Here is a 21,397-nt window from a genome sequence, read left to right as displayed (position 1 = left end):
TTTTTAACAATTAATTATTTCATTAATAGAATACACTTTTCTTAATAATATTCTTTCATTTTTTTTATCAGGAAGCTCTATTTCTGATAAATTTAAAAGCTTTTCAATTAAACTTAAATTTAATATACTTGTTGGCTTTGCATGCATAATGAAACCAATATTTTTAGTAGTACTAGTTAATAATAATCGTACACCAGCTTTTATAGCTAACATTATCTTTTTTTCCCGTCTTAATGTTAAAATTGAAATATCACATTTAGACACTTTTTTCAATTCAAATAACAACCTAAAGACTAGCTCATCACCTCCATTATTAATCAAACAAATTTTTATTTTTTGATTAATAAATGATTTTAGAAAAGATGCTCCTAAAAAACTAACATCCTTTCTTCCAAAAATTATGATTATCCCTTTTTTCATATTATGCTTTATATAAAGGTTGATTTTTGTTTAATGATCTATTAGATATTAATCCTTTTTTCTTTGTTTTTTTTTTATTGTAAAACCAAGCTATTTGCCCTAGTTGCCCAATAATTTTAACTGAATCTTTCATTGATAATTTAGACCCATCTGCATGAACCCATCTTTTTAAAGGTTTCTCACACAATATTTGTTTGGCTTTTTTTAGCCCAAAATGAAGTGTAATTCTTCTAAATATTTCAACATCAAAAATCCATTGTGTTACAAATTTTTCTCCAAATGAAATTTCAATAACATCTTTCTTAAAAATTTTAGCCCCACATTGAGTGTCTTTAAAATCCATTGAAAGAATTTTTCTAATGATAAAGTTTATAGTTAAACTTATTATTTCTCTAGCAGACTCTTTATTGATATTTGCTCCCATTCTACTAATCCTAGATCCACTTACAATCTTATAATCAGAATTTTCAATAGTAGAAACTAAATCATCAAAATCAGATAAATCTGTAGACAAATCGGCATCTAAAAAGCCTATATAATCTAAATCTTCTTTTTTAGACATATGCAGCATTCCTTGTCTTACAGCTTCACCTTTCCCTCCATTTTTCTCACAATTATACACGGTAATAAATTCCTCTCTTCCTTTTCTTAAATTATTTAAAACCTCTAGTGTTTTGTCTTTACTTCCATCATTTACAAAACATAAGTGATATCCTGAATTTTTTTCAATAAAATTAGTAAACTGATTACTTAAAAGCCTTTTTTCTTCATTATAACAAGGTATTACCACACCAACACATCTTTGTTGTATAATTACGCCTTTATAGTTTATATCTTTATTTTTTGCTTCAGGAGCTCCTATTAATCTTTTTACTCTGGCACAAACTTCTAGTAAACTTAATGGTTTTTTCATATAGTCATTAATACCTAAATCAAAACCTTGTATTATCATACTATCATCAGTATTACCTGATAAAATCATAATAGGCGTGGTAGATTTTTTAATATTTCTAATATGTTTTACAACCTCCATACCTGAAACTATTGGCATATTAAGATCTACAATTACTAAGTCTGGCTGAAAAGAACTAAATAAAGCAATTCCTGTTAAAGCATTTGTTTCTGTTACAACTTCATAACCCAATTCTTTTAGTCGAATTTCTAATGGTATTAAAACTAATTTTTGATCATCTATAGCTAATATTTTCATAATTCAGAATTTTTATTACTTAATAACAAAAATAAAAGTAAGTTAATTACCTCATTAAAAGCTAATATAACGATATAAATATACTTTTCTTTAGACGAATGGAAGCTTACCTCTGTTAAATAAATAATTTAAGCATTATATAAATATTTATTTTTATATTACAAAAAAAGAATGTTGCGTTTTTATGAAAGAGACTTCTAATAAATATTTAATATCTGCAATACTACTAGCTGTTTCCTTTCATGGAAGTACCATTTTTTTTACTTTAGAAACTACGTATGATGCTTTAATACACTTGTTTTTTGCTGATCATTATGCTAATAGTTGGTTTGAACCTTGGAATTTTAAATGGTATACTGGTTTTACGGTAATGAGTTACCCACCTTTAGTACATCAGTCTATTGCTGCTTTATCTTTAATTGGCGGCTTAAAATTTGGGCTTTTTAGTGTAGCTATTATTGCTATTTTATTATTTATTACAGGAGTTTATCGTTTCTCATTATTAATGACTTCTAATAGAACCGTAGCTGGTTACGCAGCTCTTTTAGCTGTTTTTTCATCCTCTTTTGTAGAAACACTTCATATTTTTGGACAATTACCTAGTATTATAGGTATTTCTGTTTTAATGCATGCATTGCCAGAAATATATTGTTGGTTAAAAACAGGTCTATATCGCTATTTTTTCACAGCACTGTCATTACTTTCTGTAACAGTAACATCTCATCATGTTACACCTATTTTTGGTATTATTTTCTTCATACTCCCATTAGTTGGTATGGTTATTCTTGATACTAGCCGTGAACAAGTTAATTCCTATAAAGAAATTACTTTTAAATTATTTCTGAAAAATTTTGGTGTATTATTTAAAAGAAATATTACTTTTTGCATTCTTACAGTTGTATTAATTGTTTGTTGTCTTTTACCTTATTGGATTAATTCTAAAAAAAACCCAATTACACAAGTTCCTATTCCGCATGGCTCAAGAGATAATTTTTTAGAGATAACATCTTCAGGACTTGTTTTTTTTATGATTCCTTGGGGAGTTTTATTATTTCTTTTACCTTACTTTTTTTATAGATTTTTTAGCAAAAGATATCTATTCTTCGGAATATGTTTTACAATGTTAGTTGTTTTAGGTACAGGAGGAACAACCCCTGTTCCTAAAATGATTTTAGGACACAATGCCTTTAATATTTTAACTTTAGATAGGTTTACTTTATGGGCTTCGATTATGTCTTTACCACTATTTGGTGAATTTGCTTATCGCTTTATAGAAGGTGACTTAAAAGTATTAATTCAACAAAAATTTGGTGCAGTATATCATCGTTTAATAGGAGGATTATTAGCTTCTTTATTTTTATTGATGACTATTTTCACCATGAGTTTAGGTTATTTTAGACCATCGCAACCACAAAAAATAAAAATGCTACCTATTGTTAACTTTCTTAATCAAGATCAACATGATTTATGGAGATATTTAACCTTAGGTTTTGGCGATCAAATGGCGTGGTTATCGGCACAAACAAAAGCAATGACTGTTGATGGAAACTATCATTCTGCAAGACGTTTACCAGAACTAACAACCAGACCAATAGAGCGTTTAGAAAACTCTAAATTTAAGGGTGTTGCAGGAATCGGGTCTTTACAACAGTTTTTAACAACTCCTGAAAAATACAATTTAAAGTATATTTTTTCTAATGATAAATTTTACGACCCTATTCTTTATTTCTGTGGATGGCAACGCTTACCACAACTAGAAAATGGAATTATGGTTTGGGAAAAATTAAATGTACCTCCACTCTCCTCTATTTTACCAAAAGAAGATGTTGCTACTTGGCAAAAAGTAATGTGGGGTATTATTCCTTTTTTAACTGCTATTATTGCCTTTATTTTAAATATTCAATCTATTTTTATACGTAGTTTAAAAACTAAAGTAAGAACATTACCTCCATATTTAAATAGTAAGTTTAAAAATAAATATACTATATTTTCTAAAGGTCTTTTAAAAACAATACATATTTGGGGTATTATATTATGTGGAATTTTATTTTACAGTTCTTATTTATTTTATATAAAAAATGATTCACAAAGAACTCCTGAAAATGCTATAAAAGCGTATTATGATGCTATTGATTTTAAAGAATATGAAAAAAGTTATCAATTAATAGATCCAAAAAGCGGGTTATCTATTGCGCAATTTATGTTAGAAATTTCTGTTTCTGATGGATTATTAGGTTCTTATGCTAAATTAGATGCTTTAAAAACTATTACGACTAAAAAAACAGATAGTTTAGCTATTTTAAAAGTACATACGAACTGGATTACTCCTCTTGAAAAAATTAGTAAAACAGATTTTAAGACACTAGTTAATCGAAAAGGAAAATGGTTTATTTTACCCGAAAATATGGATTCTGATTTACCACCAGATCAATTATACTCAAATAATGTAACAGGATATTTTAATCAAGGTAGACGAAAAATAACCACAGAACAAACACATCATGAAGATGTTTTAAAACAACCTGTTTTAGAAATTATTTCAGCTAAATTAGTTAAATTTAAAACACATTATGCACTTATCGGTGAAGTACAAAATATAGATAATGTACCTGCCGATGTTGTTTTAAAAGGAACATTATATAATGATGAAAATAAAAAATTAGCTACTTACAATGCTAAATATCATATAAAACATAAATTAATGCCTAAAGAAGTTAGTTCGTTTAGAATTAATTTTGAAGGAATAGCATGGTCTAAAACAAAAGACTCTATTCCTAAAACATTTAATCCTGATGAATTTACACCTATTGAACTAGAAGAACAACCTACTAAATTTAACTTACAAGCAGCAGGAAATGTTTCTAATTCAGATCTGTATAAAAATGTAGTTTTAAGTGATATTAATATCGATAGTAAAAAAATACAAGGAACTTTATTTAATAGTGGTTTACAAGAAATTACAATTCCTCAACTATTAATTACCTATTATAACAAAGATAAAGTACTCGTTTGGGTAGACCATTTATTTTTAGAAAACGGAATAAGACAACAGCGAAAACAGTATTTTGAATACAATATTTTAAAAAATAATGAAGTTATTATTATTAATGATGATATGACAGATTGTTACGTTAACGGATTAAAAAATGAAGATATTTCAGATAAAATAATGCCTAACAGAATAGAAAATCATGCAAATAATCAATTTCAAAAAATAAAACATCCGCTGTATTCTTTTATCAAAATTGAAATGAATAATTACATCGGAAATCCTAAATAATGAATTTTATAAAAAATCTTTTTTTACTTTTCTTGTGCTTTGTAACACATATTACTACTGCACAAAACATAACATTATTATCAAAAGAAAAACAATTTATTGCGGGAGATACTATTCTTTTAAAATTTAATACTAATAGTGCAAAAAAATATCAAATGTACTGTAGCAATAGCTACGGAAGTACTTTGCTTAATTCTGAAATAATTAATAATAAAATAATTTTTAAAATTCCTCCTTACCTAAGTAATAAATCTGGTATTTTAAATTGGAAAATTATAAAAAATAATATTTCAGGACAATTTAAAATAGTACCAAAACAGCAACCTGTTTCTTTAGAAACTTATTTAGGTCCGCCAAGTATTGAAGCAGGCGGAACAGACTACACCATGTTAGTTGTAATACCTACGGATGATTTAGATAATCCTTTAAAAAAAGGTACGATAGTAAAAGTAAAACATCAATTTTTAAAATCAGAAAGAAAAACAAAGGTTTTAACTAATAATTTAATCGCTTTTAAAAATATAAACTCACCTTTAAAAAGCGGACGAATGATAATTACATCAGAATCTTTAAATTTAAACTCTAAAGAATACGATGTAAATATAATGCCTGCTATAGGTACTAATTTTAAACTGTTTTTTAAAAGAAATCATAAATATGCAGATGGAAACCAAATAACAACTTTTTACACTTCTATTATAAAAGATAAAAATAACAATATTATTAGTGATGGTAGTTTTGTTGATTTTTTTATCACTAATAAAAAAGGGAATATGTTAAAAACATCTGGAACTACTATAAATGGTATTGCTTATGCTAAAATGATTCATCCTGAATTTGAAGATAATTGGAAAGTAAAAGCTTATATTAATGGTATTTCAGAAAGTGATATCTTAAAAATTAATTATAAAAAAATTATAGATAAATTTGATGTAAATTTTTCTGATAATAATAGAACTGTTAAAGTTGGACCTTTAAAAAGTTTTATGAAGCAGATGATTCCTGACGGATTAAAAGTAAAATTAGCAATTTATAAAGATGATAAATTCTTAAACAATATTATAAAAAAATCTAATGATGGATTTGTATATTTTAAGCTAAATTCAAACATCTATAAAAATGGCAACTACACTATAAAAATTACTGCTGCGGCAGTAACTGATACTTTTCAAACTAAAAAATTATGGTAAATACCAAAAATATTTTAAAAATGGATAACACTAATAAAAACATAATGAGAGGTATTTTAATTTCGTCATATGTTCTTATTATGTCAATCGTTATCTTTTTAATAAGTTCATTATATACTCATTTTAACACAGGTGCAGATAGAAGTAAAATGTTACATGTTGAAGTTAAAAAAGTAGATCAATATTTGCCTAAAATAATTTGGAAAGAAGATGGTAATCAAGGTAGAGAGATTGATGAACAAACCTTAAATAATATCGAAAATGATTATATCGATGCTTGGTATGTAAAACATGTAGCAAATAAAACAAACCTAAAAAGTGGAATTAATGATTATTATACAAAAAATGCTCGCAAAAATTTATTCAACTTTATAGAACATAATAAAAAGGAAAAAATTACTATTGAAAGTACAACTTTAAAACACAATCCTAATCTTATATTTTTTAGTGAAGATGGTCAGTCAATTGTTTTAGAAGATAAAAATGTTGTTGAATATAAAAAAATACTTAAAGATAAAAAACTTGTTTTAGAAACTACCGAAATATCTGATTATAAAATGGTTTTATTATTAGAAGATGGCTTTTGGAGAATTAGACATTTAGTTAAAGAAAAATCTGCCATTTTTGATAAGACTATCAAAAATACTCCTATCGATTCATTAAATATAAAAGGAATTAATTATTATCCACAAGATACACCTTGGGATATGTTTGGTGATAATTTTGATATGAAAATTATAGAAAATGACTTTAAAATCATTAAAAAAGCAAATCTAAATACTATCCGAATTTTTATTCAATATGAAGATTTTGGTAAAGCAAATGTAAAAATTAGTAAACTAAATAAATTAAAGCAAGTTTTAGATACTGCTGAAAAAAATAATATAAATGTTATTATTACTTTATTTGATTTTTACGGAAACTACAATGTTTTAGACTGGACTTTAAACCATAGACATGCAGAAATTATTGTGTCAAAATTTAAAGATCATGAAGCTATTATTGCTTGGGATATCAAAAATGAACCTAATTTAGATTTTATATCAAGAGGAAAAGAAAATGTTATTGCTTGGTTAAATCACATGATTATTTTGGTAAAATCTATTGATAAAAAACATCCAATTACCATTGGTTGGTCAAATATTGAAAGTGCACCTATTTTAAAAGATAAAGTAGATTTTGTTTCTTTTCATTATTATGAAGACATTAATAATTTTGAAAAAAACTATAAATCATTAAAAAATAAAATACCTAAAAAACCTATTGTTTTAGGTGAATTTGGAGTTTCTTCTTACAATGGTATTTGGAAACCTTTTGGTAATTCAGTAAAAAAACAAGCTAATTATTATAAGATAATGCAACAACTACTTACAAGAAATAATATTCCTTTTATGTCGTGGACTTTATACGATTTTCGTAAAGTACCCAAGGAAGTTGTTGGTAAACTTCCTTGGCGAATAAACCCTCAAAAAGAATTTGGTTTTATTGATAAAAAAGGTCGTAAAAAACCTGCTTTTAGCTATATTTCCTCTAAATAATTTATGATTCAACTAATACTTTTTTTGCTAATTTTTTAACCATTATAATAGCTTCAAACTGATTTAAATACATTGCTGTAATTCTTTCCATTGGAAATGCTGTAGCTGCTTTGTAATTAGCCTCTCCTAAAGCTACTCTATGAGATTCATTAGTTACGATTAGCTCAATTGCATTGGCTAAACTAGCTACATTTTCTGGCTCAAAAAACTCACCTCTGTATCCTTCATCTTCAACCAAAGTTGCTAAATCTCCTAAATTAGGCATTACAACTGCTTTACCATAACTACCCGCTTGATGTAAAACACCTGAACTACCTGTTGTAGATGTATAAGGAAATACCACAACAGCACTTTCGTTAAATAAAGGAGCTACTTCCACTTCTTCAACATAGCCTGTAAATGTTATTTGAGCTACATTTTTGTATTTTTCTTTTACAGATGCTAAATAACCTGGTACATTCGGATTGTCTGTTCCTGCAATTACTATTTCTAAATTTAAACCTGTTGATGCTCTAACTTTTTCAACAGCTTCAATCATTTTTTCAACTTTTTTATAAGTACCAAATTTACCAAAAGTCATTATTTTCAAAGCTCCTTTTGGCAATATATGTGATGGTTTATTAGGAATTTCAAATGTTCCATGAGGAATCATTTTTACATTACTAACTTTATATTTATCTTGTAAAGTAGTTACATATTTATGCATAGTAACAGCTACAATATCAGCTTTTAAAATTAATTTAGTTAATGTTTGTCCTATAAAATTATAAATTTTTTGTAATATTTTATTTGAAGTAAAACCTGCACTTTCTAAATCTGTTTGCTCTAAAATATTATGTAATAATACAATAGTTGGTATTTTTTTTATCTTACAAACTAAAGGCAACATTAACCCTAAAGCTGCAGCAACTTTTTTATCACCAAACTTCATAAATTGTAAGTTAAATAATATAGCATCTGGTTTTATCGTATTTATAGCTTTTGTTACTTTTATAACATTTGTATAACTATTAAACTTCCAACATTCTTTTACTGTAATTTTACAACCATCTTCAGTAAAATGAATGTCTTTTTCTACTGGAGTTACATCCGTCAATAAAATTAATTCAGTTACTTTTTTATTTTGTCTAAAGCTTTTTACTAGATGATAAGCATATTCATTTAAAGTTACTTTACTTGGCGGGTATGCAGTTACAATAGCTAATTTCATAGTATTTTCTTTTTGATTATATTAAATTTCGTAATAAAAAAGAGTTTACAGCTATTACTGTAGCTGAAATGCAATTTTATGTAGTTAAAAGGTATAAAAGTTTAGTTATTATTTCTTGAAACACTATTTTTCATCTTTCAAAAAGAAAAAAGATAATTGCATCAATAATAATAAAACCATTGCTAAAATTTGTACGTGTACAACCTGTTCTAAATTTTTATGAAATAAAATAATCAAACCTATTTGTAGCATTCCAAAAAGCCCAGAAATAACAACTGGAGTGTATTTATCTAAAGACAAATAATAATATGCAAAAATGTTTGATATTGCGAAAATACCTGTCGCTATAGCATATTTCCATAATAAAGGCGTTATTGCCATATATTCATCTCCAAATAAAATGGCTATAATTTGTTCAGGAAAAAAATAACATGAAGTAACAATAGTAGTCGCTATTATAAAAATATAACCTATGTATTTTAGTAAAATTGGCGCTGTAGATTTCCCCTCTTTTTTTAACTGAACAACTGTTGGTAATAATAACATTACAAACATCCATGCTATAAAATAAACAACTCTACCTATTAAGGCTAATGAAGCGTACAAACCTGCGTCATAAGACTCGAAATAATGTTTTACTAATAAAATATCACTATTATTTATTATTATTTGAGTTAACTCGTAAAATGCTGTAATTATAAAAAAATTACGAACCATTTTAGATTCAGTATTTTCTAATGATACTATTTTAGAAAAAGAAATATTTTTAAGTTCAAACGGAATTAATCCAAATATAAATGAACATAAAATACCTAAAGCAATTAATATTGAAGATTGAATATTAAAAAAATATAATAATCCGAAAGTAATTAATAAACGACTTATCATTTCTAATTGATAAGTAACAGATAATTTTTTCAACTGTTTTTTACCTTGAAAAACACCTCTATTTACACTCATCAAAAAATAAATAGGAACTCCAATTCCAAATACAACAAACATAGTAGAAGAAGTTGTTTTAAAAAAAAATTGTAATTCTGATGCAAATACAATTATTAATATTCCTAAAAACACCCCTACAATAGCTGAGTTTTTATATATTTTTGATATAAAATTTTTAAAAACAATGTCTTCAAAAAGTACTGAAAACTTAGCTGTTACTAACTGAAAAGTCATTGCTATAAATGAAAGTACCAATAAAAAAGTAATCATAATAGCTGCATCGGCAAACTTTGCAGGACCTAAAATTCTACCTAAAGCTAAATTATATAAATAATTTCCGCCATTTACAAGTAAAACACTAATCATAAAAATTTGTTCTGATGATATTTTATGCTTTACTTGTTTTAAAATTGGAATCATATTTTACCTTATTTAATTTATTAAGCGACATTTATTTCATCAAAATGGTCATAAATTTCTTTGCAACCAAGACCTATAATAGAAAAATTTTTAGCTGTTTTTTTTGATTTTCTTGTCAAAATATTTATTGCATTTAAACCATCTTTAGTTATTTCGTCTAAATTATCAATATTTATTGTTACCTGTTTATTTTTTTTGATATTAAAATCAAAAAAAATAATAAAAAATTTAGATGTTGAATTATTTAACTTTCCTTTTAAATAAAATGTTCCGTTTTTTTGTGTAATTTGTAATGCCATATTTTATATGTTTTAATTAGTAATAAAACAAATATCTCATTATTAGCATAAAAAAATATTTATTATCGATGAAAAGCTATTTTGTTTAGCCCAATGATAAATGCTATTCCTTAACTTGCAAATAAGAAAAAAAACTATATGAAAATTAAAAATCTTACTTTTTTAGTACTCTTTATTATAAGCAATACTCTTTTTTCACAAAATATGAAAGAAGGTTTTACCTTCTTAGAAACAGGTAAGTATAAACAAGCAGAATCCTTTTTTAAAAATATTTTAGAATCACATCCTACCAATAAAACAGCAAGACTTTGCTATGGTAGAGCTTTAGGATTAAACGGTAGTGCTGATAAAGCTGTTGAATTATTTACTAATCTTTTAAATGATTTCCCTTCAGATTTTGAAGTAAAATTAAATTATGCCGAATCACTTCTTTGGAATAAAAATTATAATAAAGCTGAAAATTATTATCAAAATTTAATATCAGAGAATGACAAAAGTTTTTCTGCCCTTTTAGGATATGCAAATACATTATCTAATTTAAAAAAATTTAATAAAGCGATTAAATATGTAGACAAGGCATTATTGGTATTACCTAAAAATAAAAATGCATTAGTTTCTAAAAAATATATGCGATTAGGTTTGGCAAACAGTAAAGTAAATTCTAAAAATTACACCGCTGCTGAAAAAATATTAAAAGAAAATTTTATCGATTTTAAAAAAGATAAAGAAACTTTATTAAACTTAGCTAATCTTTATCTAATTTCAAATCAAATAGATAAAGCTAAAAAAACATATATTATTATTGGTGAAGATTCAACTAATAAATTAACCTCTTTAAATGGGATTTCATTAGCAAATCATCTTGATAGTAATGATAAACAAGCTTTAATCGTTAGTAAAAAAGCTATTAATCTTTTAGATAACAAGACAGATAAAAGTATAACAAATCAAACTAAAGAACGTTTTATACAAGCTTTAATATGGAACAATAAATATTCTTTAGCAGAAAAAGAGATTAACAAACTATTAATCAATAATAAAAATCCTGAAAATTGGATAATTTCATTAAGAGCAACTTTAAATATTTATAAAAGTGATTTTAAAAAAAGTATTGCTGATTATAATTTGATATTAAAAAAAGATAGTACTTCTTTTGATGGTAACTTAGGTAAAGCAAATGCACTAAAAGCTTCAGGATACTTTATAAATGCCTATAAAAGTGCTAAAAACACTTTAAAATTTTATAAAAAACAAAAAGATGCGACTAATTTTATCAAAAACTTAGATAAATCATTTACTCCTTTTATAGAAATTAAAGCAGCATATTCATTTGATAATGGTAATAATGAAGCTTATTTATACTCTGCTAATTCAGAATTTCCATTTTCAACAAAACTTAAATTATTTGGTAATTACAGCTATAGAACAACAAGTAATACTGTAACTAAAGTTAGTGGTATTTCTAATAATTTTTCAGCAGGAATATCTTATCAATTATTAAATAATGTAACCTTTAAAGGAACTTTAGGAGTTAGTGCTTCTGATACTGATACCAATAAATTCAGTCAATTATTAGCCGATTTATCTTTAAAGATACAACCTTTTAAACTTCAAGATTTAGAAATAGGTTATAAAAGAGAAGTTCAAAATTTTAATGCCGATTTATTAGATAAAGAAATTGTTCAAAATAATTTTTTAATAAATTATAGTTTAAATACCAATTTTAAAGTTGGTTGGTACACACAGTTATACTACACTTCTCAGAATGATGATAATACTAGAAACTTATTATTTTCTTCACTTTATTATAATTTATTAAAAAAACCATCTTTAAAAGCTGGTATTAATTATCAAAATATATCTTTTAAAAACCAAGTTCCTACTATTTATTTTAGTCCTAGTAAGTTTAGTGCTGCTGAAATTTTTATCAATATTATAAAAGATGAAAATGTTGCTAAAAAGAAAGAATGGTTTTATGAACTTACCGCAGCAACAGGATTTCAATTTATTGAAAATAATAAAAAACAAAGTACTTATAGGATTCAAGCCAAATTAGGATATAAATTTTCAGAACGTAGTTTATTAAATATCTATGGTACTCAAAGTAATATTGCTTCTGCAACTGCTACAGCTGGTACAGGTTTCACTTTTACCGAAATTGGTTTACGATTTAAATGGTATTTCTTGAAGAAACCTTTTTTTAAAAAACAAAAGCAAAAGAATTAACTTTTGCTTTTGTAAAATTATTTATTGATACTATTTAATGAATTGCTAATTTTAATGAATTATATTTTTTTGAATTACTAATTATAGTACAAATATAAATTCCTGATATTAAACTTCTTCTTTCTATAGGTATTGAATTTTCTCCTATTAGTACACTATAATTAGTTTGATATATTAATTTACCTAACTGATTATATATATTTAAGATAACTATTTCATTTTTTACAGATGTAAAATTAATTTCTCCTGAAGATGTCATTGGATTTGGAATCGCTATTAATTTCTTATTTTTAAGATTTAAAAGTACTTCTTCTTCTTGCTCTTCCTCTACAACTAACTCTATATTTTCTCTAAACGCTACCTCATCAACTTCTAAAATAAACGGAACATGATTTTTATAATCTCCTTGCAATGAGAAAACGATTGTTTTAACATCAGTAATTAATCCTGCTTTACCATTAGCATCAACAAAATCATTTAATGATATGCTATATATTTTTTTTTCTAAATTTGCTGGAATTTTAATTCTTAAACGGTTATTCCAATCTTTTAAACCTTCTGACACTAATATTAATTCAATAGGTTGGGTATTCTGTATATTAAATTGAATTGCTCCATAATTTGATACATTTAATGTTTGATCACCAGCTAACACATGTCTAAATAAATTAATAGTTCCTTTTACTTTTCCTTTTAAAGCTGGTTGTCTTTCTACTTGATGTGAATCTTCATCATAATCTGATTCTTTATTATCAATATTAAACAACGTTACATCTACTTCTTCTTCTAAATAATCTATTCCCCAAGGTCCATCAGCTAGATACAAGCCATCTATTTGTTTAGAATATTTTGTTGCTAAAGATAAACCTGCATCAAATAATGTTCCTGTTTTTACTATAATTGTTTCATTCCAATCACCACTTAAATTAATAATTTTGCTTAAATTTTCTGTAGTATCAGAAACTTCTGTTGTTGTCATATTTACATCAACAACTACACTTTTAGCTTTTACTTTATTTATAATATTTAAATGAATATTTCCATCTTTATAAAATCCTGAACTTACGAATACAGGTGGTATTACATCTTCTTCTAATTTACTATTTAAAGGTAAAGCCGATGTTAATGCATCTATAATATAATTACTATTAGAAAACACTTGAGATAAAGAACTACCCCATAATTGAAAATTATAATAATCTCCTTTAGGATACTCTTCAATATTCCATAAACTGTATAAGTTATTTTCGTTTTCACCTAATTTCACTGAAAAACCTAAAGTATATTCTATTTCACCAGTAGCTCTTTGTATTTTTGATATAATTAATTTATGTCCTCTTACTAATACTGTTTTTACTTCTTTTAGTATCGAATTATTTAAACGATCACAAATTTCTTTAGAATGATTATAAACTTCTCCTTGAGTTACTGTTGCTAATATGGCTGAAACTCTTTTATCTTCGGTATAGTAATCAACTGAAAATATTTCATTTGCATTTGTAATATCTAACAAATCTATAGGTGTAGATACATATGCTTTTTCAGTTTTATACATTCCTGTTTCAGGTAAAAGCGTTTCTATTTCTGGTGTTTTACCAACTAATTTTTTTATCGATTTTTTTTTATATAATTTCTGTACACTTCTATTATTGAGCAAATTACCTACTTTTTTACGTGTAAAATTTCTTTTAGCGATTAAACTTGCTAATTTACCGTTACTCTCTAAACCACCATCATGTGCTGATGTTACATCTGTTGCTGATGATACATCTACAAAGTTTGTAGTTCTCATTGCTGAGTACGGACTTGCTGTTACATAAAAAACGGCATCATTAAAATCATTATCACAACTACCATAATCGCGTCTAATATCTTCAAAACCAAGAATAATACGCTGATTATCTGGATCATTTAATAATACATTATGATGTTTTAAATCTTCTTGAGTTTCAGGGTTATATTCAGGATTAGAATATACTTTCCAAAAACCATCTTTAACAGTGCTAGAATTAGCACTCCATGCATTAGCTAATAAAACCCAACCAATTCCTGTTCCTGCTTCAAAAGTTCCTATTTTCACTTTATCACCTACCTGAAGTCCACCTCCACTTCCTAATGCAGAAGCATTTGGAAATATAATAGTAATTTCTTCTGCCGTTGGTGGTGTTGGCGATGGATTATCAATATCATAAGTATAAAATCCTAATACATTTCTATACCCAGCTCCTTCACTTACAAAGGTTACCCAAATATCTGCAGTATCATTTAATTCTATATTTGTATCATATCCTGATGATATATAATGAGGATTATAATCTGGCACAGGATAACTTTCAGGTATTGAATTGCTAATCATTTCTAATGTTTCATAAGAAATATTATCTCCTGGTGTTTCTAAATAAAGAGGCGTACCATTTGATGTATACTCTCCTAAATATTGATAGTTTTGGCTATTAATAATAGCTGTTACTGTCATCATTAATATTAGTAGTAATTTTTTCATAATATACACTTTTAATGTTAATATTATAAATATAAGATGTTATTGGAGTTTAAAATTTAATATTCGATATACGGGATTTATGAATAGACGAAATACATTTTTATTCTAATTAAAGTTCTTTGAATACACAAATAATATCGTTAATTTGTAAATAACAAATAAATTAGTTTTAATAAAAAACCTGAACATTTTATTGTTCAGGTTTTACTTGTATTATAAATTATCAATTTTTTAATTAACTATTAACTTTATTGCTTTATAATCTCTTTGTGCACCTATAATTTTACATAAATATAATCCAGGGCTTAAATGTTCTTTTTTTAGCACTATTTTATTATTACCTAATACTGTTTTATATTCAACTTCTTTTACCTTTCTCCCCAACCTTGTATAAAGGACTAATTTTACAGTTTCTATTTGATTAGTGTTAAAATATATATCAGCTTGTGTATCCATCGGATTTGGTACTGCCTTTAAGTTATCTCCCTCTACAGTAATACCAGTATCTGGTACTTCATTTTCAAGAGAAAACCTAATATCTTGTAAACTTACTTTTTTAGTTGTCATATTTCCATCTTCAGCTACTACTGTAAATACGATTGTAGTAACATCGTCTAATACTAAACTATTTCCATTTTTAGATTTAAAATCAGTAAAAGATATTTTATGATCTAAAAGATTATCAGTTAAATTTATGGTTGACTTAAATTGATTATCCCATAAAGAAATACTTTTTTTAATTAATGTAACCTCTATCTTTCCTATTCCCTTTGCTTTTAAATTAAAACTATTATAGTCTGATAAATCTACAGGCATAAAACGTGGAGTTAATGCTCTATGGATAGCCGCATAAGAATCTGTAGTTACTTCTAAATCTACATTTCTTTCTATAGGGAAGTCAGCTTCTTCAAATGAATTTTTATTAGCAGATACATTATAATTAACTACGTTAGTATTTGTTTGAGAATCATCAATCCCCCAAGGTCCATCAGACATAAATAAATCATCTGGTGTGGCTACTCCATCTCCAATTCTAAAACCAATATCAAATAAATTACCTGTTGGCACATTTAAATTTGTTATATATTCTTTATTAAGAGCTAATGTTGTATTACTGTTATTAAGAACAGCTGTTTCAGTAACTCTAAAACCAGCATCAAAATTAACATCATCTGTTTTATTTGTATTTACAACCTGTATATCTAAAGAACCATTTTTATACTTTCCTTTTCTAACAAATACTGTTGGAGGTGTTGATAATTTATAAGTTGATATCGGTTTTTCTACATTTAACAAACTAATAATTTCTTCACCTAAAGTATATAAATCATCTAATGAATTAGACCATATTTGGAAGTTATAAAAAGCAACATCACTTTCGTATTTATCTAAATTCCAATGACTTTCAATTTCAAAATTAGTATCACTATTTACTACTTTTGCCGAAAGACTTAGTACAAATTCTACTGTGTTATCTGCATTTCTAATTAAAGACTTAATAAATTGTTGTCCGTTTATATCAATAGTTGATACAGAAATTAATTCAGCTCCTAGTAAACGATCACAAATATATTTGGTATGTTCATATACACCATTATCTGTTTTTAAAGCTAAAACAGATGCTACTGAAACACCACTTTTCATATAATCTACAGCATAAATTTCTGTTGCATTTGTAATCGCTACTAAATCAGTAGGTGAAGATTCTATCGTTTCATCAGTATTAATAACACCTAAAGGAATAAAATCTTTTAATTCGATATTATTTTTACTTTTCTTTTTATAATGATTAGACCTAGTAACTCTTTGTGCTTTGCTTCTATTAAATTTATAATTATCTTTTGTACGATTATAGTTTCTTTTATTTATTAATTCCGATAATCTATTATTACTTTCTAAACCACCTGCATTTCCTCCTGAAGTTGGAGGTATAATAACATCACATTCACCGTAACCTGAACACGAAGGATCTTCACAATCAATTAACCCGTCACCATCATCATCTATTCCGTTATCACAAATTTCTTGTAAAACAGGTGCTGTAGGACAACGTGCTCCGTCATTACTAGCACTTGAAGGACCAAATGCAAATAAATTAGAATCCATTTCATTTGAACCATTTAAATCTTGTACAGCTTGTATTACGTAAATTGTTCCTGTTTGATTTGCTGATACGTAAAAACGTCCTGAAGCATCAAAATATACTGCTCCATAAGTATAACTTAATCCTGTTAAAATAGGAACAACTCCTAAAGATTCAACGACACTTGTTGTTGGATTAATTCGATATAAAATATTTGTATTCTTTTCTACTGCATATAAGTTATTATCAACAGCATTAAAAGCCCAATCATGAATACCTATATTTTGCGACAAATCTGCTGTAGCCAAGTGCTGAGTATATGTTGCTGAGTTAGGGTCTAAATCTACTTTATAATAAGTACTACCTCCTCCTTTCAGATAATATACACCTTGTGCACTTATATCTCCAATATACCTATTCTTTGTAGGTAACTCATCTATATAAAAAGAAGTTGTTAAAAAATCATCTCCTATTCTTACAATAGTTTTTTCAGGTGTACTTAAAGACCCCCAAATAAAACCATCTGCAGGATTGTATGCTGCGGCATTTATGCTTCCTGGCGTAATATTTTCAGCAGCAAGATAAGAACTACCCGAAGCTAAGTCTATAGAATAAACATCGTTATACTGAAATAAATAAGCGTCATACACACAACTAAATGGAGTGTTTTGAGCATTAATTGTTATATTTATTAAAAGAATAAATAAGAACATTAATTTTTGTTTGAGAGTAATTATTTTTTTCATAATATATATTTTACTCTAAAGTTAAAAAAACACTTAGTTAAAACCTAAAATCTTCGTTATTATTAGTTTATCCATAGACGAAATACAAAAAACTATCGATTAAATTTTATAATAAATTTAATCGCTTCATTAACTCTGGTCGTTTAGACCTACTAACAGGAATTACATCTCTTTTTATTAACACACTATTATCTTCAATATCGATAATTTTTTTAAGATTAATAATATATGAACGGTGTACTTTAAGAAATAATGATTCTGGTAATTTTTCTTCTATTTTTTTTAAAGTAGAATGAACTACATAATTTTTATCTTCTGTTTTTATATTAATATAGTCTCCTTTTGCTTCAACTAAATAAATACTTGGCAAATCTATTTTTATAAGGCGTCTATCAATATTAATGTAAAAATCATTACTATAATCTGACTCTAGCTCTACTTTATTTGAGGTAGTTACTGATTCATTTTTTAATTGATAATTTTGAGCTTTAAGTATTGCTTTTTTAAATCGATTTAATTCAATTGGTTTTAATAAATAATCAACAATAAAACTGTATTCAAAAGCTTCAATTGCAAAATTAGGATCTGAAGTTGTTAAAATTATTTTTGGAGCATTTTTAAGTGTTTTTATAAAATCTAACCCATCAAAATCAGGCATATGAAGGTCTAAAAAAATAAGATCAACTTCATTTGAATTTAAGAATTTTATTGCTTGCATTGCATTTGAAAATTCACCCAATATATTTAAAGACCCTACTTGCTTACAAAGAGATTTAACAATAACTCTTGCAGTGGTTTCGTCATCAACAATTATATAATTCATAGTTTTAAATAGTTTTCAAGTACTCTGAAATAACTATTAAAATTTCATCAAAATCTTCAACTTTATCTAACTTAAGCTCTCTTAGATTATGTTCAAATTCATTAGCTATTTTATAACTTTTTTCAAGACCTAAAATACTAATTTTATGTTTAATTCTATGAACATTTTTTTCAATTTTTTTATATTCTTTTTTTTTAAGGCTATCATAGTAGTCTTTTTTTTCTTCAGGAAATTCTGTTTTTATAACATCTATAAGTGTTTTTCGTATAGATTCATCTCCTCTTGCTAACTTATCTACATATTCTAAATTAGGTTTTTCCATAGTTATTTTTTAATTGTAAAGTAAAAAGTAGACCCCATATTTAATTGAGATACTATCCATATTTTTCCATTATAGACTTGTATAATTTTTTTAACAATAGCTAAACCTATACCAGCCGATTTATAATCATTTTCTAATTTTAAAAAAGCAATAAAAATTTTATCAAAGTATTTTTCTTCTATTCCGTTTCCGTTATCTTTTACATAAAACTGCCAAAAACTATCTTGTTCAGAAAAACCTATTTCTATTTTCTTATCTTCTTTATTATTAAATTTAACAGCATTTTCTATCAAATTTAAAAATAATTGTTCTAATAAATTTTTATCTCCCTTTATAATTGGGAGTTTTTCTGGTATATTAATATTGATGTTTTCAGAAAAATCAAGTTCACTAAAAACTGTTTTAAGTAAATTATCAATATCTAAGTTACATTGTTTTTTTTCTATTTTTTCAATAGTAGCATACTTATGAATTGCTCTAACTAAAGTATCAATTTTTTGAATATTATCTCTTATCAATTCAATTCTTTCTTTTCCTTCAACCCCTAAAACATCACCATAATCATCTGAAAGCCAAACAGACAAAGCTTCTACACTTTGTAAAGGTGTTTTTAAATCATGAGAAATCATATGAGTATAATTATTTAACTCTTGATTTTGTTGCTCTAAACTTTTTAATAAAAAATCTTTTTGTTGATTTATTTTTATAATCTCTTTAGTTTGATTATCGATTAAATCAACTAATTTTAACGAATCTGAATTTTCAATAGAACTACCTTGTTCTAAATCATAAAATTTAAGTGTATTAATAACTCCTTTAAGTTTATCAATAACATTTCTTTGAGAATTTGTTTCTTCTTTTAACTTTTCACTAGCATCAAAAAGCTCTTCAGAGCTAATCATTGTAGCTCGTTGTAACATTAAAAATTGATTATCTGCCGTGGTATACGACCTATCAATTGCATCTAAAAAAGATTCTAATTCTTTATTAGTTTGTAAATTTTCAGGTAAATATTTTCTAATTTGTCTTTTTAAAAGTGAATTCATTATTCGCTTATTAGCGTTATTGTCATCGTTTGGTTGTGTAATTGACAATCATTTTCTCCATTAAATGGCGCTATTTCACCATAAGAATACAATCCACAAACGGTAACTTTATTTCCAATAGTTGCTACAACTTCCTCTAGCTCCTCTTCTACTCTTTGATCTAAAACTAATTTACGTCCAATACAACTAACTAAAATTGCCAATTCTGGTTTGTTTCTTCTTGACTCACTAGCGTTTATAGCTGCTAATTCAGCTGCGTTAACAATATTATCTACATTGGTCATCATTAACTGTACTTTAGAGTTTTCTAAAATATCACCAGCTAAAATCATTGAATTATCAGATTCATTAATATTTAAAATGGTTCTAACAATAGATTGTTTATCATTTGTAGACTTCACTTTTAGTGGATATAATAAAGCTGCAGCTGGTAATTCTTTTGATTTATCACCTAAATATTTTTTGTATAAATCTAATGCTGGTTTTTTATCTAACTCATATAAAATATTTCCTTTTGATTTTGTTACAATTCTTTCAGGGCCAAAAGGTGTCCAACCACCTTTAATAGCAGAAGAAACTTCTAAAGACTCACCATACAAACCGACTGCAATAATTTCTCCTGACTTAGGATTTTCATTATAAGATGCTATTGTTTTTTCAAATCTTGCTGCATCACCACACAAAGCGCCAGTAATTAATAAATTATCCTGTGTAGCAGTATTCATACCTTTTGTTAACTGACTTCCATTTATAAAACTCCCTTCGGAAAGTATAAAAAGATATTTTAAACCTTCTTTAGTAAATTGATTTATTAATTTTTCACCTATTTTAAAACTATCTATTTCAGTTTCTGAATTAAAAACATTTGTAGTTTTAATTACATAATTACTTCTTTCAAATTCAATTGCAGTAACTGTAACACTTTGATCATCTACTGTTTTAGAAGTAATATCTCCGGATGTTGAACCAAAAATAATATGTCCATCTTTAAATATATCTCTTATTTCATTATAAATATCTTTATCTTCTAATAATAACCTGTTACCAAATACCAATACTAACGGCTTTTTTAAAGCTAATTTATCACCTAAATACTGCCAATTTGTATCTATATTTTTTTGTAATTGAACTGTTTTCAT

At 26.0% G+C, this 21,397-nt stretch carries 15 protein-coding genes; 4 read left to right on the top strand and 11 right to left on the bottom strand.

From position 1 onward, the window contains the following. Positions 1-3: 3 nt before the first annotated feature. Positions 4-420, bottom strand: a complete 417-nt coding sequence (locus AB0T67_RS01190) for a hypothetical protein (RefSeq protein WP_369218789.1) — start codon at positions 418-420, stop codon at positions 4-6. A gap of 1 nt (position 421) precedes the next feature. Beyond that, positions 422-1,630, bottom strand: coding sequence for a glycosyltransferase (locus tag AB0T67_RS01185; RefSeq protein WP_369218788.1), 1,209 nt, complete (start codon positions 1,628-1,630; stop codon positions 422-424). A gap of 184 nt (positions 1,631-1,814) precedes the next feature. Between AB0T67_RS01185 and AB0T67_RS01180 the strand changes: the two genes are divergently transcribed. Genes AB0T67_RS01180 through AB0T67_RS01170 form a run of 3 tightly spaced genes read left to right on the top strand, consistent with a single transcriptional unit; the run spans position 1,815 to position 7,638 of the window. Further along, positions 1,815-4,910: a hypothetical protein gene (locus AB0T67_RS01180; RefSeq protein WP_369218787.1), complete on the top strand. Its 3,096-nt coding sequence runs from the start codon at positions 1,815-1,817 to the stop codon at positions 4,908-4,910. Further along, on the top strand, positions 4,910-6,100 hold the full coding sequence (locus tag AB0T67_RS01175) for a hypothetical protein (protein ID WP_369218786.1): 1,191 nt from the start codon (positions 4,910-4,912) through the stop codon (positions 6,098-6,100). Before AB0T67_RS01180 ends, AB0T67_RS01175 begins: the two co-directional genes overlap by 1 nt. Before the next feature lie 20 nt (positions 6,101-6,120). After that, positions 6,121-7,638, top strand: coding sequence for a glycoside hydrolase family 2 TIM barrel-domain containing protein (locus AB0T67_RS01170; protein WP_369220481.1), 1,518 nt, complete (start codon positions 6,121-6,123; stop codon positions 7,636-7,638). A 1-nt stretch (position 7,639) separates the two neighbouring features. Here the strand turns inward: AB0T67_RS01170 and AB0T67_RS01165 are convergent, their stop codons facing one another. From AB0T67_RS01165 to AB0T67_RS01155, 3 genes are all read right to left on the bottom strand, one after another. Then, on the bottom strand, positions 7,640-8,848 hold the full coding sequence (locus AB0T67_RS01165) for a glycosyltransferase (RefSeq protein WP_215044046.1): 1,209 nt from the start codon (positions 8,846-8,848) through the stop codon (positions 7,640-7,642). A 123-nt stretch (positions 8,849-8,971) separates the two neighbouring features. Then, complete coding sequence (locus tag AB0T67_RS01160; protein ID WP_369218785.1) at positions 8,972-10,210, bottom strand: MATE family efflux transporter; 1,239 nt, start codon at positions 10,208-10,210, stop codon at positions 8,972-8,974. Between the two features lie 20 nt (positions 10,211-10,230). After that, positions 10,231-10,509, bottom strand: coding sequence for a hypothetical protein (locus AB0T67_RS01155; RefSeq protein ID WP_271230068.1), 279 nt, complete (start codon positions 10,507-10,509; stop codon positions 10,231-10,233). A gap of 138 nt (positions 10,510-10,647) precedes the next feature. On the opposite strand from AB0T67_RS01155, the gene AB0T67_RS01150 reads away from it, so the two are divergent. Continuing rightward, positions 10,648-12,735: a tetratricopeptide repeat protein gene (locus AB0T67_RS01150; protein WP_455432235.1), complete on the top strand. Its 2,088-nt coding sequence runs from the start codon at positions 10,648-10,650 to the stop codon at positions 12,733-12,735. Positions 12,736-12,769: 34 nt separating this feature from the next. Here the strand turns inward: AB0T67_RS01150 and AB0T67_RS01145 are convergent, their stop codons facing one another. The 6 genes from AB0T67_RS01145 to AB0T67_RS01120 form a co-directional block, all read right to left on the bottom strand. Beyond that, positions 12,770-15,238, bottom strand: coding sequence for a DUF4114 domain-containing protein (locus AB0T67_RS01145; RefSeq protein ID WP_369218783.1), 2,469 nt, complete (start codon positions 15,236-15,238; stop codon positions 12,770-12,772). A gap of 231 nt (positions 15,239-15,469) precedes the next feature. Then, a complete protein-coding gene (locus AB0T67_RS01140; protein ID WP_369218782.1) occupies positions 15,470-18,067 on the bottom strand; it encodes a DUF6923 family protein in 2,598 nt (865 codons plus the stop codon). A gap of 106 nt (positions 18,068-18,173) precedes the next feature. Next, positions 18,174-18,890 carry a LytR/AlgR family response regulator transcription factor gene (locus AB0T67_RS01135; RefSeq protein ID WP_271230071.1) on the bottom strand — a complete coding sequence of 239 codons (717 nt, stop codon included), beginning with the start codon at positions 18,888-18,890 and terminating at the stop codon, positions 18,174-18,176. Between the two features lie 4 nt (positions 18,891-18,894). Continuing rightward, complete coding sequence (locus AB0T67_RS01130) at positions 18,895-19,212, bottom strand: Hpt domain-containing protein (RefSeq protein WP_369218781.1); 318 nt, start codon at positions 19,210-19,212, stop codon at positions 18,895-18,897. A gap of 2 nt (positions 19,213-19,214) precedes the next feature. After that, the gene (locus tag AB0T67_RS01125) at positions 19,215-20,258 is read right to left on the bottom strand and encodes a sensor histidine kinase (protein ID WP_369218780.1); all 1,044 of its coding nucleotides are present in this window, start codon (positions 20,256-20,258) and stop codon (positions 19,215-19,217) included. Beyond that, complete coding sequence (locus tag AB0T67_RS01120) at positions 20,258-21,397, bottom strand: FIST signal transduction protein (protein WP_369218779.1); 1,140 nt, start codon at positions 21,395-21,397, stop codon at positions 20,258-20,260. Before AB0T67_RS01120 ends, AB0T67_RS01125 begins: the two co-directional genes overlap by 1 nt.

The organism is Tenacibaculum salmonis, from assembly GCF_041053065.1.
GTDB lineage: Bacteria > Bacteroidota > Bacteroidia > Flavobacteriales > Flavobacteriaceae > Polaribacter > Polaribacter pacificus_A.
The sequence above is the reverse complement of the archived record's forward strand: the minus strand, read 5'-3'. Positions and strand labels throughout refer to the sequence as shown.